The organism is Acinetobacter venetianus RAG-1 = CIP 110063, from assembly GCF_000368585.1.
GTDB lineage: Bacteria > Pseudomonadota > Gammaproteobacteria > Pseudomonadales > Moraxellaceae > Acinetobacter > Acinetobacter venetianus.
Genome location: NZ_KB849557.1, coordinates 662307 through 684577 on the forward strand (window position 1 = coordinate 662307; position 22271 = coordinate 684577).

17 protein-coding genes and 3 pseudogenes are annotated in these 22271 nt (G+C 36.3%); 9 read left to right on the forward strand and 11 right to left on the reverse strand.

Annotation, left to right across the window (positions count from 1 at the left end; all coding sequences use genetic code 11):
* Positions 1-117: 117 nt before the first annotated feature.
* From F959_RS16425 to F959_RS04665, 6 genes and pseudogenes are all read left to right on the forward strand, one after another.
* Positions 118-539, forward strand: a pseudogene (locus F959_RS16425) (IS5 family transposase); the annotation flags it as partial.
* Positions 540-902: 363 nt separating this feature from the next.
* Positions 903-1121: a hypothetical protein gene (locus F959_RS04645; RefSeq protein ID WP_004877981.1), complete on the forward strand. Its 219-nt coding sequence runs from the start codon at positions 903-905 to the stop codon at positions 1119-1121.
* Between the two features lie 89 nt (positions 1122-1210).
* Entirely contained in the window at positions 1211-1429 is a 219-nt protein-coding gene (locus F959_RS04650) for a hypothetical protein (RefSeq protein WP_004877983.1), read from the forward strand.
* Between the two features lie 267 nt (positions 1430-1696).
* Complete coding sequence (locus F959_RS04655; RefSeq protein ID WP_004877985.1) at positions 1697-2839, forward strand: JmjC domain-containing protein; 1143 nt, start codon at positions 1697-1699, stop codon at positions 2837-2839.
* Positions 2840-2947: 108 nt separating this feature from the next.
* Positions 2948-4222, forward strand: coding sequence for an HlyD family secretion protein (locus F959_RS04660; protein WP_004877987.1), 1275 nt, complete (start codon positions 2948-2950; stop codon positions 4220-4222).
* The gene (locus F959_RS04665) at positions 4222-6348 is read left to right on the forward strand and encodes a peptidase domain-containing ABC transporter (RefSeq protein WP_004877989.1); all 2127 of its coding nucleotides are present in this window, start codon (positions 4222-4224) and stop codon (positions 6346-6348) included. Before F959_RS04660 ends, F959_RS04665 begins: the two co-directional genes overlap by 1 nt.
* Positions 6349-6432: 84 nt before the next feature.
* Here F959_RS04665 and F959_RS16635 read toward each other — a convergent pair.
* Positions 6433-6567 (reverse strand): annotated as a pseudogene (locus F959_RS16635) (IS3 family transposase); the annotation flags it as partial.
* Between the two features lie 602 nt (positions 6568-7169).
* Here F959_RS16635 and F959_RS04670 point away from each other — a divergent pair.
* Positions 7170-7388, forward strand: a complete 219-nt coding sequence (locus F959_RS04670; protein ID WP_004877991.1) for a helix-turn-helix domain-containing protein — start codon at positions 7170-7172, stop codon at positions 7386-7388.
* A gap of 146 nt (positions 7389-7534) precedes the next feature.
* Here the strand turns inward: F959_RS04670 and F959_RS04675 are convergent.
* The 4 genes and pseudogenes from F959_RS04675 to F959_RS04690 all read right to left on the reverse strand — a co-directional run bounded on the left by F959_RS04675 (position 7535) and on the right by F959_RS04690 (position 11794).
* Positions 7535-8382 (reverse strand): annotated as a pseudogene (locus F959_RS04675) (IS5 family transposase).
* A 176-nt stretch (positions 8383-8558) separates the two neighbouring features.
* Entirely contained in the window at positions 8559-9158 is a 600-nt protein-coding gene (gene ssb, locus F959_RS04680; protein ID WP_004877993.1) for a single-stranded DNA-binding protein, read from the reverse strand.
* Positions 9159-9210: 52 nt separating this feature from the next.
* The gene (locus F959_RS04685) at positions 9211-10575 is read right to left on the reverse strand and encodes an MFS transporter (protein WP_035311978.1); all 1365 of its coding nucleotides are present in this window, start codon (positions 10573-10575) and stop codon (positions 9211-9213) included.
* Positions 10576-10711: 136 nt separating this feature from the next.
* The gene (locus tag F959_RS04690) at positions 10712-11794 is read right to left on the reverse strand and encodes a DUF475 domain-containing protein (protein WP_004877997.1); all 1083 of its coding nucleotides are present in this window, start codon (positions 11792-11794) and stop codon (positions 10712-10714) included.
* A 171-nt stretch (positions 11795-11965) separates the two neighbouring features.
* On the opposite strand from F959_RS04690, the gene tenA reads away from it, so the two are divergent.
* Positions 11966-12634, forward strand: coding sequence for a thiaminase II (gene tenA, locus F959_RS04695; RefSeq protein WP_004877998.1), 669 nt, complete (start codon positions 11966-11968; stop codon positions 12632-12634).
* 109 nt (positions 12635-12743) lie between these two features.
* Here the strand turns inward: tenA and F959_RS04700 are convergent, their stop codons facing one another.
* The 3 genes from F959_RS04700 to F959_RS04710 form a co-directional block, all read right to left on the reverse strand.
* A complete protein-coding gene (locus F959_RS04700; RefSeq protein ID WP_004878000.1) occupies positions 12744-13478 on the reverse strand; it encodes a hypothetical protein in 735 nt (244 codons plus the stop codon).
* Positions 13479-13786: 308 nt separating this feature from the next.
* Complete coding sequence (locus F959_RS04705) at positions 13787-14140, reverse strand: DUF1304 domain-containing protein (RefSeq protein WP_004878002.1); 354 nt, start codon at positions 14138-14140, stop codon at positions 13787-13789.
* 54 nt (positions 14141-14194) lie between these two features.
* The gene (locus tag F959_RS04710) at positions 14195-14764 is read right to left on the reverse strand and encodes a DUF2939 domain-containing protein (protein WP_004878003.1); all 570 of its coding nucleotides are present in this window, start codon (positions 14762-14764) and stop codon (positions 14195-14197) included.
* Positions 14765-14974: 210 nt separating this feature from the next.
* Between F959_RS04710 and uvrA the strand changes: the two genes are divergently transcribed.
* Complete coding sequence (gene uvrA / locus F959_RS04715; RefSeq protein ID WP_004878004.1) at positions 14975-17806, forward strand: excinuclease ABC subunit UvrA; 2832 nt, start codon at positions 14975-14977, stop codon at positions 17804-17806.
* Here uvrA and F959_RS04720 read toward each other — a convergent pair.
* From F959_RS04720 to F959_RS04730, 3 genes are all read right to left on the reverse strand, one after another.
* Positions 17768-18460 carry a hypothetical protein gene (locus F959_RS04720; protein WP_017196755.1) on the reverse strand — a complete coding sequence of 231 codons (693 nt, stop codon included), beginning with the start codon at positions 18458-18460 and terminating at the stop codon, positions 17768-17770. The two genes, uvrA and F959_RS04720, sit on opposite strands and share 39 nt — an antisense overlap.
* Before the next feature lie 136 nt (positions 18461-18596).
* Positions 18597-20318 (reverse strand): GGDEF domain-containing protein, encoded by a 1722-nt coding sequence (locus F959_RS04725; protein ID WP_004878006.1) that lies wholly within the window; start codon positions 20316-20318, stop codon positions 18597-18599.
* 562 nt (positions 20319-20880) lie between these two features.
* Positions 20881-21708: a class D beta-lactamase OXA-266 gene (locus F959_RS04730; RefSeq protein WP_004878009.1), complete on the reverse strand. Its 828-nt coding sequence runs from the start codon at positions 21706-21708 to the stop codon at positions 20881-20883.
* Positions 21709-22271 lie beyond the last annotated feature (563 nt).

A 22271-nucleotide genomic window follows, 5' to 3' on the forward strand; every position in this document is an offset into this window, starting at 1 on the left:
GATATCGATCAGAATAATTCCTTTACTGTTAATTTTTTACCAAATACAACTCCTATATTTACGTAGAAACAGTTTTGAACCTGTAGTGTCTACTCTACCACCGTATGCAATATATAGAGTGATTCGCAAGTCATGTGGATTTACTTGATCAAATTCCGTTGGATGAACAAATTGATTCATTCTATACAGATGGTGCATATGACACAAAACAATGCCGTCAGCTCATTGCAGATCGATAAACAAATGCGGTGATTCCGCCTAGAAAAAATACAAAGCCTTGGAAAGACATAAAAGTTCATTCGCGAGAGCGAAATGAACTACTTCGAGCAGTTTAACGTTTCAGCAAGACGCTATGGAAAAAATGGTCTGGCTATCATCGGCGAAGTTTGGTTGAAATCAAGATACACTGCATCAAATGACTAGACAATAAGCTCAGTACTGGAAACTTTCAAAACCAAGTAAATGAGATTCATACACGTATAGCAGTTTTGAATAAATTCACAGAATCAGGTCTACCTCATACCCAAGTTGTCACTTGAATTTATCTCAATTAGGGTAGCATTGTCTTTCAAACCTTTGTGCAACAGAGCCCAATAAAACTACTAAAATTAAAATACAAGAAATGTTAATTGATTATTAATTATATTAATTTTTATTAAATAAATCTTAACAGATATCTCGAAGTATATAAACCTATAAGGAATTTAAAGCAGTATACAGACTATTATTTATGTTTTTATTTAAATTAAAAACAATTGCTTAGAAAAATTAAGATTATTTTTTGCTCAAATTTTGATTTTCAGTATTGTTAAATAGAAGTAGCTTAAATAAAATTTAAAGCGAAATAACCAAGCAATAAGTTATTCAATTTTCTTAATAATTATTTTTTACTGAGGGATAATATGCGCGAGCTTTCAATTTTTGAATATAGTGTAATCAGTGGTGGAATGACTGAAAGTCAATGTGTAGGGGCTGCTACAATAGTTGGTGGTGTTGTAGGTGGTATCGCAACAAGAAATCCAGCTGGAGTAGGTGTTGGGGCAACAATTGGAAATATTGTAGGTGGCATTATCTGTGCACCTATCACTAATAATCAAAGTAGTGAAGATGGAGATGAATAAATATATAAAATCCAAATTTTCTCCTAAATAAAATTCTCTAACAAATGTTTTATTTAATTTTTTATTTTTTAAGTTAAAAGGATCAAATAATGAAAGAGCTTACCATAAATGATATGAATATCATTAGCGGCGGAGCATATACAGAGACTCAATGCGTTTCTGGCATGACAGGAGCTGGTGCTGTAATCGGTGCATTATTAGGAGGCGCTGTAGGCTTTGGATTAGGAGCAGCAGCTGGGCAAGCAGCTGGGCAAATTATATGTCCTATTACAAACAATGGAAACTCATCAGAAGATGGTGATGGATAAATAGGATATAAAAAAATGGTAACTATTTCATCAGCGTTTTTCGCCCCCTTAGTTATAATACTTAGCCTAATTTTGATATACAGTTCAAAGTTTATCCGCAATAAAAAAGTAGCCAAGACTATTTCTATAATAGTTTTAATCATATTATTAGTAGTATGCTTGATGGCTTTATTTGGTTACTTTAGTTGATCTAAACATATAGCCCTGTAATTTCTACAATAAGTCTTATTGTTAAAATAAGACTTTATTATATTTAAAAGTGATGTAATGAATTTCTTAACGTTATCTAGAGACTTATTTTTCTCCCAATACTTCGAAAAAAATTTTTATTTTGAAAAAAATGTATTCAACGCTAATGGACTAACTTGGGATGACGTTGATGAAATGTTATTTAGTTGGAACATAAATGATGGAACTATCCATTTATTTAAGGATGGAAAAATAGACCCAACATCCTATACAGAAGATTTCTATGACGTAGGTATGTATAGAAAAAGAATTATAAAAGATTCATTTAATGATTTAATGTTAAATGGAGCAACTTTAGTATTAAATAGAATAGATACTAAATCAACAAAAATTAATAAGATAACAAAAGCTATTTCACACTTTGTGAAAGAAAAGGCTGTTGCAAATGGTTATATTGCATTTGGTGGAAATGGAACTTTTGCAAAACATTGGGATACACATGATGTTTTTGCAATTCAACTTATTGGTCGAAAACGATGGAAATTATTTGCACCCACATTCCCACTCCCATTACAAAATCAAACAAGTAAAGATCGTAAGCACGAATGCCCTAATACTCCTATTTTTGATGAAATATTGGAAGTTGGTGATATATTGTATATCCCACGTGGATGGTGGCATGAGGCGCTACCTATTGAACAAGAAGAAACTTTTCATATAGCTGTTGGAGTTCACACAGCTCATATTACAGATTATTTAACATGGTGTTCTGGGAATGTTTTTGTAAACAATGTGAATTTTAGGAAAAGTTTTACAACTCAACCTATAGATAAATTTACAGAGACTGATGTTTTGGATGTCTTAAATAGCATAGATAATATTAATAAATTCAAGACCGCACAAGTTGAGCAAGATAAAGTGATATCTCCGTTTATATTATCTAATATTAGCAATAAAGTTAAGAAAACCAAAAACAAAAAAAATGGAATATTACTCTTAAATACTTCTTATTCAATTTCAAATTCTAATAATGATTTATTAATTAATGGAATAAAAATAAAAATTGACGCTAAATCAAAAATAATATTTGACTTAATTGAAGAAAATTTACTTACAAAAGATGAGTTAATCAAGTTAACTTGTGAAAATTATATTGAAGAGGGTAAGTTAAAGGATTTTATTGAATCTTTAATATTTAATGATGTGATTTGCGAAATATAGTCTAGTCATATTTAAACAACGCAATTCCAACAGCACGGGGAAATAATTGAAATTTCAACTTTATAGCGAACACTTATCTTCCATTTTAAATTATTTATTTTTTTAAAAATGAACTCTCCAGTTAATAATCTATTTCGCAAAGAAGTCCTTGATGCTAAAAAAACAAAATGGATGGGTGATATTATTTTGTCCCGTCCATTTAGCTTTACCGTTTTGACGATTTGCTCATTATGTTTTACTTTGGTTATTGTGTCTTTTGTAATTTGGGGAACTTACACTAAACGTAGTACTGTGCAAGGTCAATTAATTCCACTATCAGGTTTAATACAGGTATATACAACACAAACAGGTATAATCCTTAAAAAAAATGTGTATGAAGGACAAATAGTAAAAAAAGGCGATATTCTTTTTACTATTTCAACAGCAAGTTATGGCGAACAAGGCAATATTGCTGATGCTTTAGCTAAACAAACACAATTAAAAGAACAATCTATTCGAAATGAAATCGCACGAATGCGTTTTATTCATCAAGATGAGAAACGAACAGTCAATAATCAGATTAATCTACTTAAAGGGACTTTAGTTAAAGTTGATAATTTAATCGCTAATCAGCGAGAACGTGTAAAACTAGCAAATAAAAATCAACAGCGGTATCGTAATATACTTCATGAAAATGCAATTTCTCATGAAGAATTTGAAGCAAGAAAAATAAATTATCTTGATCAGTTAGCTCAACTTGAGTCATTAGAACGTGAAAAAGTATCATTAGAAAAACAGTTAATGGAACAGAAAATTAGCTTATCTGGACTGGAAAATAGGCAGAATAATGAGAATGAGCAATTAGAACGTTTGTTATCGAGTAATACTCAAGAATTAATCGAAATACAATCTAAACAGCATATTGCCATACAAGCTAACGTATCAGGCGTTATAGGCACCATTAATGCTGAAGTTGGACAGTTTGTTGACTTATCCAAACCATTATTGACGATTCTACCTGAAAATGCACCATTAATTGCACAACTTTATGTACCTAGTAGAGCAATTGGATTTATTAAAAAGGGGGATCAGGTATTGTTACGTTATCAAGCTTATCCTTATCAAAAGTTTGGTCACGCAAAAGCACAGATTGTATCTGTAGCAAAAACTGCACTAGCCAGTCAAGATTTACAAACGATTGGAAATATTTCGCCACAAGAACAAATTAATAATGAGCCTATATATTTAGTAAGAGCGAAACTCGATAAACAAATGGTAAGAGCATATGGTCAAGATAAACCATTACAAGTGGGAATGACTATTGAAGGCGATATTATGCACGAAGAACGTAAATTGTATGAATGGGTCCTAGAACCATTATTTAGTATTACAGGAAAACTATAGTGCAGTATCTGGATCGTTTATCTTTAGGTCTTAGTCGAAAAGTTCCTGTAATATTACAAACTGAATCATCAGAATGTGGACTCGCTTGTCTCGCTATGATTGCTAGCTATTATGGTTATGAATCAGATCTTCTAACTTTCAGACAGAGATACTCTATTTCTCAAAAAGGAGCAACACTTACAACTTTGGTTAAGATCGCTAATAAGCTACATCTTACCACACGCCCACTTAAGCTTGAACTTGAAGAACTAAATAAATTAAGACTACCTTGCATTTTACATTGGGATTTGAACCACTTTGTAGTACTCAAAAATGTATCCTCAACTAAAGTAACGATTATAGATCCGGCTTATGGAGAGAAAGAACTTACCTATAATCAAACCTCAATACATTTTACTGGGATTGGTTTAGAGTTATGGCCAGATTCAAATTTTGAAGAAAAAAAAGATAAAAAAAATATTCGTATTTTTAAACTATTTGGGGAAATTAGAGGATTATGGAAATCTTTCGGGCAAATTCTTATTCTTGCTTTAGTACTTGAGATATTTTCTCTTATTAGCCCATTCTTTATGCAATGGGTCATTGATCATGCTATCGTTTCTGCGGATTTTAATTTGCTCACAACCTTGGCAATCGGTTTTGGACTGTTAATTGTTTTAAGCAGTCTGATTAGCTTGTTGCAAGCTTGGGTAGTTATGCATATGGCAACTACCCTAAATGTACAGTGGAAAGCTAATATTTTCCACCATTTAGTTAACTTGCCAACAAGTTTTTTTCAGAAACGTCATTTGGGCGATATTATTTCTAGATTTAGCTCAATTGATACCATTCAAAGAACGCTAACAACCTCTTTTATTACAGCTATTCTTGATGGTCTAATGACAATATTTACATTAATTTTAATGTTTATATATAGCGTAAAACTGGCATGGATCGTGGTAATTACAATGTTGCTGTATGCTTCCATACGTTGGATTTGGTATTACCCCTTAAGACGCGCTACAGAAGATCAGATTGTGCATGCTGCAAAACAAAACACACATTTTATGGAAACAATGCGTGGTATAAAAACTATCAAACAGTTTGAAAAACAAGATTATAGACAAACAACATGGTTAGCTTTGTTTATTAACCAAATTAATAGCGAATTGACCACACAAAAACTCAATCTAATGTTTGAGTTCGTAAATAAATTATTATTCGGGTTACAAAATATTATCATTATATGGATAGGTGCAACTCTAACTATCAAAGGAGAATTTACCGTTGGAATATTAATGGCTTTTATCGCGTATAAAAATCAGTTTGGAAGCCGAGTAAGTTCACTTATTAATAAGCTAGTCGAAGTAAAAATGCTTAATTTACATGGTGAACGTTTAGCAGATATTGTTCTAACAGATCAAGAAATACCTAATAGCTATTTACATTCTCCAGAATTTCCAGAACAACAAAAAACAGGAGTTGATGTAAGATCATTGAAGTTTAGATATTCAGAAGATGAACCATGGATTATCCATGGTATTAACTTTAATATTCCTGAGGGGCAATCTGTAGCGATAGTTGGTTCTACAGGCTGTGGTAAATCAACACTAATAAATCTATTATTAGGCAATTTAAAACCTGAGCGAGGTGAAATAAAAATTGGTGGTCAAAATATAACCAAAATTGGTTCTAATACATTAAAGCAATTCATCGCCTATGTTGCCCAAGATGATATGTTATTTGCTGGCTCCATTTTAGAGAATATTAGTTTCTTTGATGATATTATTCAACAAGAATGGGTTGAAGAGTGCGCAAAAATGGCATCAATACATGATGAAATTATGATGATGCCTATGGGATATCAAACATTAGTGGGCGATATGGGGAATATTTTGTCTGGAGGACAGAAACAAAGGATATTATTGGCAAGAGCATTGTATAGAAAGCCTAAAATTCTATTTCTAGATGAGGCAACAAGTCATTTAGATATTGTGAAAGAAAAAGAGATTAACGAAATGATTAAATCCCTTCAAATTACTAGAATCATTATTGCTCATCGTCCTGAAACAATTTCTTCTGTAGATCGTATTATTGCTTTAAACAATGGGCGTATTGTCAGTGATCAAATGCTTAATTCCTTATAAGCGAAGTTCAAATCTATCGAAAATTCTTCTATATCCAATTTTTGGGTAATCCTCCCATAAATAACCGAAGTAAAATAGTAGAGGTTAAGCAGCCATTAAAGGTGGCTTTCCTTTGTTAGCTTGGTGGGGTCTTTCATAATTATCGTACCACAGCCAACTCGTTGAATAATCTTGTACTTCATCCAAAATATCAAATAAATGTTTGCTCGGCCAGCAATATCATATTGATTCTTTTATTTTTAGGGGGGATTACCATAAGATTGGCCTGCTCCTATTGAGCTTCTAATAAATTCCTCAAAGCTTTTAGCTCATATCTTTAAGGTGAATTTCTGAATTTTTAATCTTTAAAACGATTAATCAGTTTAGATCACTTAGGAAATTTTATAAGATGCTTTTTATATATGCTTAACTCCTGAAATAAATTACATGTATTCTGATTTAAACTTTTATATTCTATGGAAATGGAAATTCTCAACCTCTAAAGATTTTAATTGTTTAATTAAATCGCAAATATCTTTTTGAATCATTAAATTAATATTTGTATGCAAAATTATCAGCATCCACTAATATCAAGTTTTAACTTATTAGCTACCTAAAATAATTTAGATTTTTAATAAAATATTTTAGGCTTATATTCAAGTGAAAATTTCATAAATTCTGCTCGAATATTTTGAACTTAGAGTTAGAGAATGTTTGGTTTGATAAAGTGTCTAGAGAATTGCACTTAAGTTGAAAATTTATATTCATAGATAAACACTATCTCCAAAACTAAAAATATCCTATTTTGGGATATATTAAAAAATAGTACATCATGTCGAGTTATGAGCTCAATACATGATCCTCGCTATAAACAGCTAATTGAAAAACTTATTCGAATACGTGAGTTAAAAGAAGTTACTCAGGTAGAACTAGCTTCACGTTTAAAAAAGCCTCAGTCATATGTAGCAAAAATAGAGAATTTTGATCGAAGAATCGATATTATTGAATTAATGGATTGGCTTGAGTGCTTAAATTCTAATATTTATGAGTTTCTTAAATAAATTAGAGAGCCTTTCTTAACGCCTTTCGAAAAAAATTTTATCAATTTATTAACTGATTCGAGCTTTGCTGCACAAAAATTTCAAAGACCAATTCCCCCCCTAACCTAAATAATTCAGGGTACAACTTGGGTGCGAGTTCGACCTAACTATGTAAATTTATTTAACACGGATATATACATGGATTTCATTGACCGGACTATCAAAAACTCCTTGCACTGAGTTTATCTCCCAATAATTTGATGCAATACATCTTGATTTCTACCAAATTTCAAAGGTGATATCCAGACCATTTTTCCAAATAGTTCTTCTTAAATGCTTAACCGTCCGAAACAGTTCATTCTTTGTAGCGAATGGGACTTTGTATCCTTCCAAGGCTTCGCATTCTTTCTTGGCGGTATGACAGCATAGACTTGCCGATCCGCAATGATCTGCTGACATTGCTTGGTATCATAAGCACCATCGGTATAGATGCAGTCAATATGTTCAACTTGTGGGATTTGTTTAAGCAACTCATCTAACACTTGTGAATCACTCTCATTATTTGTTGTAAGCTGAACAGCACGTATTTGAAGGGTCTTAGCATCTATACCTATTGCAGTTTATGGGATTGTCTACGATATTCATGCTGATGTTTCTTACGTTTCTATTCACCTTCATCTAAAAGTTTCTTACCCGTAGAATTAACAATATTCTTTTGTCTTCTGCAAAAGGTTGAGTAATCTGGCGCGTTCCAATCTAAACCAGATATTTTAATTAGACTTTAGACAAAGCCTGTGACCATACGTAAGGTCAATCTGAACAGGGATTTAATCATTAAGTAGCATTGTATGGCTGTATCTGAATAAGTTTGATTTCGCCCATGCTTGCCTTGTGGCTGTGCATACCATTGGGTCTTAGGATCAAACCAGATTGAAATATTTCCTCGCTTGATTAAAGCTTTGTTATACGAGGGCCAATTGGTTGTACGGTAGATTTTAGGCGCAGGCTTCTTCATCTGGAAATTATATTGCTGAAGAAGCCGTTATGAATAGGTTTGTGCACCAAAGCCATCATAAGATATAAGTAAAAAAATTTACAGAACCATTTCTGGTATCTGTAAATTTTATTTGTAACTAACTACTAATAAAGAATAATTTTATAAACTTTACAAAACATGGTCTCTAGTAGGTGTCAGAACGGTAAATCATCATCTAAGTCAGCTGGAGCAGCAGCAGGTTGAGGTGCAGCTTTTGGCGTATTAAAACCATTACCTGCTTGTGGACTGCCTGCATAATTGCCCTGATTTCCACCACTAAAATTGCCACCTTGACCATAACCATTTTGATTATTGTTGTTATAACCTGTGTTCTGGTAACCACCGCCCTGATTACTATTATTGTTATTAAAACGCGGTTGGTTGAAATCGTTACCGCCAGCAAAACCTTGCTCACCTTGTTGACGTGAATCAAGCATTTGCATTTGATCACCACGGATTTCCGTGCTGTAACGCTCTTGACCATTTTGATCTGTCCATTGACGTGTACGCAATGAACCTTCGATATAAACCTTCGAACCTTTACGTAAATATTGTTGTGCAATTTCACCTAAACGGTTGTGCAACACGATACGGTGCCATTCCGTTTGTTCTTTACGTTCACCCGTGCTTTTATCTGTCCAAGACTCACTTGTTGCAATCGAAAACTGAGTTAAAGATCCACCATTTGGAAAAGTTTTTGTTTCAGGATCACGACCCAAAGTTCCGACTAAAATTACTTTATTTACACCACGCATTAGCTTATCTACGTCCTATCTATTTCTATGTTTTACTTTATAAGAGTTATGCTTAAATGGCTACCTCTTTCCCTAACAAGTGCGTTAAATCTTGTCGCGCAGAATCATCAATTTGATGTTTATCGACCTTTATATAAGCAACTTGTTGTTCAGACATCACCACCACTTCTTCAATACCACGAATCGCCAGTAATTTTGAAGTCCATTCATCTGTTTGTTGCGCTTCAGGTAAACGCAGTACAATCGAAGACAAATATCTCGGCTGAGCCAGCCCAAAGCTTACGAGCAACCAAATTATAGCAATACCAGCCAACACACTCCACCCAAGCGAGGTGTTGTGTAACATTAACAATTGACCACCCAACGTACCGCCGAAGAATGCACCTAGGAATTGGCTACTTGCGTTAATTCCCATCGCAGTTGCTTTCGATTGAATGGGTGCAGATTTCGATAACCACGATGGTAAAAGTGCTTCCATCACATTAAATGCAATAAAGAAAATACCTAATCCTGCCAGTAGTACATATTTAGATTCATAGCCAAAAATCAGGATCAATAAACCTGCAATAATGCCTGCAATCGCAGTTAAGAAAATGCCACGCATCTTGCGATATTTTTCAGCAATGATGATGCTTGGAAAAGCAAAAAATAAACTAATTAACAACAATGGCAAATAGACTAAACCATGCTTTGCCAGTGGAATCTGTGCGTATTCAATCAACTGCGAAGGCACATAAATAAACATCGCTGTTAATAATAAATGCAGTGAAAAGACAGAAACATGCAACCGGTTTAAGTCGCTAATTTGTATGACTTGTTTGAGTTGAGATAAATAACCTTGCTGAAAATTCTTGTGATGACGTGTTACTTTCGGCACTAACAACAACATTAAAATTGCAGCCAAGCCCATAATCGTGGTCACGAAAAAGAGTCCAGAAATCCCAACTAAACTGGTGAGCCAAGGCCCTAGACTAAATGCCACCACAAATGACAAACCAATACTCATACCCATGGCAGCCATCGCTTTAGTGCGTTGCTCCTCGCGAGTAACATCTGCAAGCAGTGCCATCACCACAGCAGAAACAGCACCCGCACCCGCAACAGCACGCCCGATAATCACACCATAAATCGTATCCGACATCCCAGCAATCGTACCACCGAGGGCGAATAGTAATAGTCCTAACACCACCAAAGGTTTACGACTAAAACGATCTGCCAACAAGCTAAATGGGATTTGCAAAATAGCTTGCGTTAAACCATAAACCCCCACAGCTAAACCAATTAATGCTGGCGTTGCATATTGATAAGACTGCCCTGCAACTGAAAAGACAGGAATAATCATGAACAAGCCCAACATGCGTAAGGCAAAAATGCTACTTAAGGCAAAGGTTGAACGGCGTTCTAAAGCATTCATCATTGGCAAGACACTATTACTGGCTCAGCGAATTATAAGCCATTCGCTTAGAATGCGCTGAAAAAATCACAAGCTAAAAAATCAAAAGGGACGTTTCCGTCCCTTTTTCTGATCTTAGATCATTAAACTGAAAGCAAACTTAAGAGATTCGCTGTTCATGCTTACTATATTGAATGGACGCAATCACCGCCCAAACAATGAACGCAACACCGATCAATCCTGTCACCACTTCGGGAACATGCACGCCCGTACCACTGGCAATCATAATGAATGCCAAAGCACCGATAGCATAATGCGCACCATGTTCTAAGAAGATATATGCATCCAATGTACCTTTCTCGACCAAATAAATCGTCATCGAACGCACAAAGATCGCACCAATCGCAAGACCCAACATGATGATCACAACATCACTGGTAATCGCAAATGCACCAATCACACCATCAAAACTAAACGATGCATCAAGTACTTCAAGGTACAAGAAACCACCGATTCCGGCTTTCACTACCCCAGAGGCTGCACCATTAGAATCATGCATAACCGCATTACCATCGTCATCAATTTCTGGCTCGCCGCCTAATAAATGGCTCAGGACTTGTACCCCAATATAGACCACAATTCCCCAAATACCCGACATCGTCACGGCCAAACGTGCAGACTCATCAACATTTGCTGCCATGATAATCATGGCAATCAAAGCGAGAAATACCGACATCGCAGGGACACTCGCGAGATGCGCAAGTTTAGACTCTAGCCATTTAAACCAATGGGTTTCTTTACCGTCATCAAAGAAGAAGTTTAAGAACACCATCAGTAAGAAAGTGCCACCAAAGGCCGAGATTTCAGCATGATGTGCCATCAAACGTTCCGAGTATGTTTTTGGATCATTCAAAGCCAATTTCGCAACTTCAATCATGCCCATATCTGCTGTCACCGCGACAATCACAACAGGGAAAATTAAACGCATACCAAAGACAGCAACCAGAATACCTACCGTTAAGAAAATCATTTTCCAGAAATGATCCCAGTTACGTAAAACTGAAGCATTCACAACCGCATTATCGAAAGAAAGTGAAACTTCCATCACCGCCAAAATTGCAGTAATCGTCAATGCTTTCAGCATCGTTGCCACGCCTGCTTCTGGGCCATGCGTATAGCCCCAGTAGGCAGATAGTGCTAAACACACCACTGTAAAGAAAATTGAAAAACGAAAATGCTTCATGAGCAGCCTTTTATTCGAAATCGTCGAGTGATAAAAATGAGACTATTGTAGGCGAGTTTTGACTGAAAGATAGAAAAGATTGTTGCTGTTGTTGTGAGAAGAATAGAGATTGCAACGATCTCTGCTATAGTTTTGCCAAAATCGTTTTTATGTTTTTTATAGGTTCAAAGCATGACTTTTTCACAAGATGTATGGCAACGAAATCAAGACTTATATCAAAAAATTCTTGCACTTCCTTTTAATCAAGAACTTACAGCAGGCACATTAAACCGTGAAGTCTTTTGTCATTATGTAATTCAAGATGCACATTATCTTGTGGCTTATGGTCGTGCGCTTGCCGTAGCTGCCGCAAAAGCCTATGACGCTGATGATATTATTCAATTTTCTGAAGCCGCTAAAATCGCAATTATCGTAGAACGTAGTTTGCATAGCGATTTTATGCAGGAATTTAATGTCAGCAAAACAGAATTTGAATCAACGCCATTAACACTCGCTTGTCATCACTACACTTCATTCCTCACCGCAACAGCTTGGTCAGAAAGCTATCCTGTGATTTTGGCAGCACTGTTACCTTGTTTCTGGATTTATGCAGAAGTTGGTAAAGACATCGTTGATAAATCGGTTGCCAATAACCCTTACCAAGCTTGGATTGATACCTATGCTGGAGAGGAATTCAATACAGCCGTAAGCAATGTGATTGCAACCATTGATAAAGTGGCCGCGCGTTGTGATGAAGATACCTTAGCCAAAATGCACGCTGCTTATACCATGGGAGCCAAACTAGAATGGCTATTTTGGGACAGTGCTTACCAACAACGTCAATGGTTAGGATTGGATTAAGCGAGTCATAAATTGCACCTCACTTCAACAAGCGAGGTGCAAATAGCGAATTGCTATCAGCCAAAGATTCAACCACCTAATATTTTTCTTTTTAAGCACTTTTTCTGTCTTAACCTCTGCGGAATCTGTGCCAATTTAAAAAGATTGTCGCTGCGAGTATCACAAAGAAGATTAAAAATTTGGTCTCAAAGCGAGCTAATCTAAACTCTGAACTTCTGGTGGTCTCTTGAAATGCTTGCTGAACTTGCTCTGGATCAGCTTTTTCCTGAATATTCAGCTGCATTAACTGCGGGGTTTTCTCTCCTTCACCAACAATGACATAAGCTGCCTTAATATCAAAATCTTGTGCATCTGTAATACCGAAAGAAATCACAGCGGGCTTTTGCAAATTATATTCAGGAATCCAGTCCAAAATACGTCCATATACACGGACATTCGCTGCACCATTTACGTCAGGATCTTGAATATTAACACCTGTTTGGCTTTCAATTTCACTGGCTAAATCATCAAATGATTTAAGAGAATAGTTCTGACGAATCGGTAAATCATTTGCCATCAAGCTCATGACTTCAGTTGGATTTGTCGGATGCACTTGTGAAAGTAAACCATCACCCATTACCGTAAAATCAGCTTTGGTCTGCATGCCTGCCGATTTAGGCACGCCAACAATATAAAATGCCGTCCAGATTTGCGCGCTAGGATTTAAGTTTTTTAATTCCAATTCATAATGATGTTCCTCATCTAAATTGAAGAATTGATCAAATCCCGTAATCTTTGTTTCTTGCGCATATAGACTAAAACTTGCACAGATCCCCCAGCACAATAAAATCAGATTTTTTAACATTATTATTACTCTGTATTTATAAGTCTTTAATTTTAATTTACTTATTTCATTATCAACAAAGCATTTCTTGCACTAATTTCGCTTAACTGACTGAAAATGACAGCTTCTAACCTAACACTTGCGATGCTTACAAATTACGTCGTCAAATTGATATTGATAAATCTTTGACTCTCTTTATTAAGGGCGTAAAAAAGCCCCAATTAAGGGGCTTAGTCGTATATTGTATCGCCAATATACTGTATGAGGCTCATCTCAAACTGGACGCATTAAAGCATAAATTAGAGACGCTGCCTACTTTTATCTTTGGACTAAAAAACATTCACCACAATTAACGCGAGCAACGCAGGTACGGCTTGGATATAGATGATCTTTTTACTGGCAGTGAGTCCACCGTAAATCCCTGCAACCAATACACAACCTAAAAAGAAATTGGCGAGCGCTAATGCATACGTTTCAGGAGCACAAAGCGACCAAAATAAACCGGCCGCCAAAAAGCCATTATATAAACCCTGATTTTGAGCCAGAACTTTGGTGAGTTGTGCTTTTTCGGGTGTATTGCCAAATGCTTTCAAACCATAAGGTTTATCCCATAAAAACATTTCCAACACTAAAATATAAACATGTAATACTGCAATCAACGCAACGAGAATCGTTCCTAACATTTTACTTATTCCTGATCTTTTCTATAGTGCAATGCTTTCCAATTTATCACTGATCTATTTGAATTGCGTGATAGGTAACATGATTTCCGTGACTCTCCAGCTCAAACCCTCTCGATGTAAGATTAAATTGACTGAAGATTGATTTTTGGGATCATCTATTTCAACGCTAAATTGATTCCATGACTGATAACGACTGTGATAAGTCACTTTCTCAGCATCATCTTGATGATTTGTCAGTGTTTTATTTTGAGGTTGTCGTGCCGATTCGCCTTGAAAAGACAAACCTTCTTTGAACTTTTTGCCCTGTAATAATAAAGAGATGCCTTGAGGTGTCACCATCAAACCCACCATTTTATCGACCATCGAAGATGCCAACATGGCCCCTAATGCAACAAAACTGCCTTCATTTTCTCGTGATGGAAACTCTTGCAACAGCTCATTATTGAATTGATCCTTGAAGCTCTGGCGTACACTGGGAAAGTCCACATAACTTGCGACAGCATTCGCATCATCTCGTTCTACCGCTTGTCGAATTTGATAAATCACAAAATATGGCGACAAAATTAAATAAGCTAAAGCAGTCAGCACAATAGCCGAGATAGAAATCTTCAACGTTTTCGACATACGATCCTCGATTTCAGGAATTTATTTTTTACTTAATGGTATTTAAATTGCATTGATAAAGGCTTGGGCAATATAGAAAATTCATGTTAAAACTTACTTAAAATCACTAATCCGACACAATCTGACGTTTAAAATCGTTTTGTTACAGCTTGAACAATTTTAAATCGCTATTATATACACGTTTTATTCGCACAATTCCGAGATGTATTTATGAGTCAAAGTCATATCCGTATTCGAGGCGCACGTACCCATAATTTAAAAAATGTGTCACTCGATATTCCACGTGATAAGTTTGTGGTGATTACGGGACTCTCAGGCTCAGGCAAATCCTCACTTGCTTTCGATACACTGTATGCCGAAGGTCAACGCCGTTACGTTGAATCACTGTCTGCCTACGCGCGTCAGTTCCTTTCACAAATGGAGAAACCTGAAGTTGATTCGATTGAAGGCCTCTCTCCTGCGATTGCCATTGAACAAAAGTCAACGAGTCATAACCCGCGTTCAACAGTAGGAACAATCACCGAAATTTATGACTATTTACGTTTGCTGTATGCGCGTGTAGGGACACCGTATTGTCCTGAACATGATCTACCCATGGTGGCGCAGACCATTTCAGAAATGGTCGATGCAGTGAAAGCACTTGAAGAAGGGACTGCACTCATGCTGCTCGCACCCGTCGTGCGTGAGCGTAAAGGTGAATACACTCAACTATTTGAGCAACTTCAAGGTCAAGGTTTTGTTCGTGCCCGTGTCGATGGTGAAATCATTGATATAGATACTCCACCAGAATTAGACAAAAAGAAAAAACACACCATTGAAGTGGTCGTCGATCGCTTTAAAGTCCGTGATGATCTCGGTAATCGTATCGCAGAATCCTTTGAAACGGCTTTACGTTTAGGTGGTGATATTGCAGTTTTATCGTGGATGAATGGCGAACACCCAGAACGCGTATTTTCAGCAAAACACTCTTGCCCTGAATGTGATCGAGCGGTTGCGGAGCTTGAACCACGTTTATTCTCATTTAACAATCCATTCGGTGCTTGTCCTGTCTGTGATGGTTTGGGAACGCGTAGCCATTTCAGTGCAGATAAGCTGATTCCAAATCCTGAAATTTCAATTAGCCAAGGCGCAATTCGTGGTTGGGACAGACAACGTCCTTATTACTACACGATGTTGCAGAAAGTGGCTGATCACTTTGATATTCCACTTGATACACCGTGGAATCAACTCGACAAAGATACACAAAAGAAATTCTTACAAGGCACTGGCAAAGAGAAAATTGACCTCAGTTATATTGATGAACGTGGTCGTAAGCACAGTCGTGTGCAAGCTTTTGAAGGGATTTTGCCGCATTTAGAACGTCGTTATCGCGAGACTGAATCGAATTATGTGCGTGATGATTTGGCGCAATACCTGTCGAATGCTGCGTGTGATGCCTGCGGTGGCTCTCGTCTGAATGAAATTTCTCGTCATGTTCGCGTCAAAGATAAAACCATCGCTGAAATTACCAAAATGTCGATTGGTGATGCTGAAAGCTATTATCAGGATCTCAATCTCGAAGGTGCTAAAGGCGAAATCGCAGATAAAATCTTTAAAGAGATTCGTGAACGTTTACACTTCTTGGTCAGTGTTGGTCTCAATTATCTCAGCTTAGCGCGTTCGGCTGAAACCTTATCGGGCGGTGAAGCACAACGTATTCGCTTAGCTTCACAAATCGGTGCGGGTCTGATGGGCGTGATGTATGTGCTGGATGAACCGTCGATTGGTCTACATCAACGTGACAATGATCGCCTACTGCAAACTCTAATTCGTTTACGTGATTTAGGTAATACCGTACTGGTGGTTGAGCATGATGAAGATGCCATTCGTGCTGCTGATCATATTATTGATATTGGTCCAGGTGCGGGTATTCATGGTGGTGCAGTCATTGCCGAAGGTACTTATGATGAATTGGCGAACCATGCCGATTCACTCACAGGTCAATATTTATCAGGCAAACTTAAAATTGAAGTGCCAAAACAGCGTACTCAATCACCACGTCCTGATGAAGTCATCAAACTCTCTGGTGCAAATGGGCATAATCTACAACATGTCGATTTAACGATTCCTCTCGGCATCATGACTTGTGTGACTGGGGTTTCAGGTTCTGGTAAATCAACCCTGATTAACCGTACTTTATTGCCTTTAGCAGCAACACAATTGAATGGTGCAACCACACTGACTGCTGAAAAGTTTGACTCGATTGATGGTTTACAGCATTTGGATAAAGTGGTGGATATTGACCAAAGTCCTATTGGACGTACACCACGTTCAAACCCAGCGACCTACACAGGTTTATTTACGCCGATTCGTGAATTATTTGCTCAGACACCTGAAGCCAAAGCGCGTGGTTATAGCGCAGGTCGTTTCTCGTTTAACGTGAAAGGTGGTCGCTGTGAAGCTTGTGAAGGCGATGGCATGATCAAAGTCGCAATGCACTTTTTACCTGATATGTATGTACCGTGTGATGCTTGTCATGGCAAACGTTATAACCGTGAAACATTGGAAGTCGGCTATAAAGGTAAGAACATTTCGGATGTGCTCGAAATGACGGTAGAAGATGCCGCTGAATTCTTTAGTGCTATTCCTGTCATTCATCGTCGTTTAGAGACGTTGACTCAAGTTGGTCTTGGTTATATTCGTTTGGGTCAAGCTGCGACAACGTTATCAGGTGGCGAAGCACAACGCGTGAAGTTAGCGCGTGAGTTAGCAAAACGTGATACGGGTAAAACTTTATATATCTTGGATGAACCGACCACAGGTCTGCATTTCCACGATATTGCAAAGTTACTCGACATCTTGCATGAGCTACGTAATAAGGGTAATACCATTGTGGTGATTGAGCATAATTTGGATGTGATCAAAACTGCCGATTGGGTGATTGATCTGGGTCCAGAAGGCGGTTCTGGTGGTGGTCAAATTATTGCTGAGGGGACACCTGAACAAGTCGCTAAGGTTGAGATTTCACATACAGGTCGTTTCTTGAAGCCGATGTTGAAATAAGTTTAACTGCCCCTCAAATACTGGTGTAAATTTAGGCTGATTTTGTCTGTCTAGTTTAAATTTACGCCAGCTTCTCAAATGCTGAACTGATGCATACTCAATATTATCGAACAAAGAATGCTGAATTTTCTGAAGTTCCTCAGCACGCTTTAAACATTGCCGTAACCATGAATAAGACATTTTCATATAATCAGCAATATTTAAATAAGTATATTTGAGTAATACAGGCTTTAGAGTTTCGAATAGTTGAACATAAGCTAAAGCCATCGAAAAACTATTTTCTTGAATCTGTTTTAATTGTTTACTTTCCTGTATTTGCCGATCTTCATCCTCAATCATGCCCTGCAATGGTTCAGTTGATGTTGGAGATGATATACCCAAAAGAATAGGATTAATTGCTTCATCAGGATCATTCTTGGAACTCCGATCAACACTAAATGCATATTTAAGTATGCGATCAGCTCCATGAACAAAGAGATTCCACATCTTGTGTTTGAGTTCAATCCAATGTTGAGGATTAGATGAATCGAATTCACCTAGCCACTTTTCGATAACGAATAAAAAAGCATCTTGGGCAATATCATTAGCATCACATTGTTGAGATGATCGAGCAATCTTCTGCCAATCTTTAAAATGATTAGGAGAATAAATCATCTTAGATAGTTCTTCTTGGTTTTTGGATAGCACATGCAAGACTCTGTTTTTGATATATCTTGCAGGCTAACAACAGCAGATTTAAATTAGATGACTAAAGCAACATGTCTGTACAAAGCCCCCTCATCAAATTTTATTACCCTTCTACCACATTCTTCCCTTTTGCCTTCGCTCTTAACATCGACTGATCCGCTTTTTCTAACAATTCCAACCAGTTCTTAGCACCCACAGCTACACCAATACTGACCGAAACCCAAAGCAATTCATCGGAGTTGGAAATAGCGATAGGCTCTTTCGCAATTTCTGAACGGATACTTTCTGCGATAACCTTTGCTGCATCTATCGTAATATTTTCAATGACAACCAAAAACTCATCACCACCATAACGAACAATTAGATCAGATGCTCGGACATTATGTTTGAGATGATCGGCAATCGTGGAAATGACTTGATCACCCACAATATGCCCATACTGATCATTCACAAATTTAAAATTATCAATATCAACCACAACCACAGCCGTGTTTAAAAAACCACTCGGCTTACGCTCCAGAGCATGAACATATTCTTCCAAAGCCAAACGATTCGCGACACCTGTTAACACATCCGAGTTGGCAATCTTTTTAAGCTGCATCTCCATCATGTCACGTTGATTCAACATCACTTTTAGACGATCAATCGCCTCAAATAAAGATAAAAACTCCTGTCTGGATTGTTTGGTTTTTAACTCTTCTTTTGACGCATTTGATAAGCGTAGAATCATTTCTCGTGCTTTGATTAACGGACTAAATACTTTCCGCTTTGTATAAATCATAATAAAAATAGCTGTCAGCAAGGACAGACAAGAAATACACAAAGTAAAAATGAATTGTTGCTTGGCTTTTTTATTCTGTTCGTGCGCAACTTGAATACTGTAATCTAAAATATAGTTCTGCAAATCCATAACAGTTGTAAATTTATCTACAATCCGATTCGTTAATTGCGTACCCGTGAGAAAATAAGTTTGATTATTTTGACTTTGATCGAGTAATTTCGTAATTAAAGGCAAGCCTTGATCTAAAAACTCTGTTTTTACTCGTTGATGTAAATGGACATATTCAGCTGTCTTGGTTTGTTCAGGTTGGATCGTATCAACCAAAGCCCATAAATATTGAGATTGATGCTGGGTTTGTAAACAACGTGCTCGATTAATATCTGAGATTTTTTCACCGAACGTCACAGGTGCCATAATATTTGAAGCAACTCGCCCTGCTTGATCTCGCATATCCGTAAGAACCAAAATCGAAATAAAATAATTCGACATTTTGCTGTCTTTACTTTTGGATTGTTTCATCAAATCATTTAAATATTTTCGGCTCTCATCCCAAACATCAAACATCGTAAAAATTGCATGATTAAATTGAGCAGACGTGCGCTGAGCATGTGGAATATTTGCATAAGCGTCTACAACCTCACGACCATGATTCAACTTTGCTTTGAAATCAGTTTGTAAATGTGTCGCAATCGACTCAAATCCACCTTGATTTAAGGTCGCTATGGTCTGATCAATCTGATCATCCACAACCAATCTAAACTCAGCTAACTCTTTTTGATTGGCTGCTAATTCTTCAACGGTACTCGACATAACCTTATTGGCAGGTGCGCGTTCTCGAGAAATTTTATTGGCTGTTTTTACTAAGGCACGCAGACTAGTAATTTCTGTTAATACTTGATTTGTCTTAATATATTCTTGATAGCTTTGAATAATCAGAGGGATAGAGATATATAGGATCGAAGAAATAATAACGACCATACATAGAAAAAGCCGGAGACTGATTTGCTCAGAACGTAATTTCGCACTTTTTAAACTACGTCCCATGCACACACCTTGCTTGTTTCAAAAACTCATCCAGATTGATTTTCAAACAGTATGTAATTTTACCTGATTTTTAAAATTATACCGTCATAATTAAAGCTGTTTTTTTAAACAGATAAAATACAAGCAAAACCAATTTTCCTTTTGGTTTGTTAATTTATATTTATCTATTTGTTTTAATTATTAATAATAATTAAAACAATTTTCATCAAATTGATCTTTCGAAGAATTATAAAATACTTTTGTATTATTTAAATTAGCCAAAAGAATAAATTAATGATTTATGAGCCAAAATAAATTGCTATATCTTCAAAATTATCTTTAATTATTAGAGATATAACACTGTTTTTAAATAAAATTATTACATGCCTGATCGAAAAACCAAATCTTTTAGATAAAAATTATCAATTTCACATGTTTATTAAAAAGAGCAATACTTTACTAAAGCACAGACTTATAGATTTTAGTTAACCCTCTAGGATGTTTTCTCCCCCAAGCTAAACATCCTTTTCAGCCCAACCGAATAAAACGGTTGGGTCTTTTTTATGTGAATATTAATCTAATGCTAAATTAAACCTAACTGCTGCAATGCCTCATAAACAATCGTTTTCCGAGCCTCCACATGTTCAGTTTTATTCATCTCCATATTTAGAGAAAATGCAGTTACTTTACCATTAGGCTGCTCTACCCATCCTGTCCACCATCCCACTTGTGGCTCAACATCCATTCCCCAACCACTTTTCGCATAAACTTTTGTCCCATTCATCTGATCCACCAATAACATTTGCTTAACTTGCTGCTGAACAGGAATGTCAAACGCCAATTGCTCATTTGCCAACGCGTAGGTAAATCTGACTTCTTGAATCGGTGTGATTTTTAATGGGCCAACCAACCAAAAATTATCGACCTGATTGCCTATATCTGAATTTCCAAAACCTATTCTTTTAACTTCAGATGCCATCAAATCTAAACCTATTCGTCTGGCTAATTCTTGATAAATAGGAACAGCGGATGCTTGAATCGCCTCAGTTAAGGTCAAATCTTTTTCCCAGCTCTTAAATCTGCGCTTTTCTCCATTCCATTTAAAAACTTCATTGGGTGTCGTTTTATGATGTTGGATGCCAATCAAAGCATTGAGCATTTTAAAAGTAGATGCAGGGATATACGACGTTTGAGCTCGATTTAAGGCATTCCCATATTCATGTATCTTTTGACCGTCATAAGTGACAAATACGCCTTCTGTTTTGGCATTCACAAATAGCTTAGAAATTTTTTGTTGTTGCTTTTGCTGTTCTGCAATCTGCAGCTCTGAATTTAAGCTGTGACAAGCAACCAAGCCTAAACTTAAGCATAACGAACTACATAGCAGAGCAACTTTGAACTTTTTTCGCATAATGAAGGAATATGGCAGAGTATGGAGTTTTAATATAAGCCTATTTCTTCATCAAATTTGTATTATTATTCTATTTTCATTTACTATAAAAAAGGCAAAAAAAAGCTCAGCCTTGGGGAAAGCCGAGCTAGTAAACAGAGATGTAAAAACATCGAATACTCAAGAAAATGTTATAAAGGCATAATGCAAATTAAATACCTCTTGATGCTAATTATGCGAACTAAGTCTCAAAAAGTAAAGTTGATTAAATAGATCGGAATTGTGTTTTTTATCGTTTTTGTTGATTATTTATACGTTACAATTACACAAAATTTAAGATTACAATTAAGAAAAAACAGTTACACCACACAAAAAACCAAGAAAATGAGATAAAAGTCTCACTAAGAAACCTAAAATATTACAATTTTAAGAATTTAAAAAAAGAAAAAAACGATCATATTAATCGTATAAAACAATTAAAAAGCATAGATATATGCCTGCTATTAGATGAAATCAGAATATCTAAAATGATGCTATCTTACTGTTAATTATAATTTTCATGATTGGTTGACAAAATAAAATAC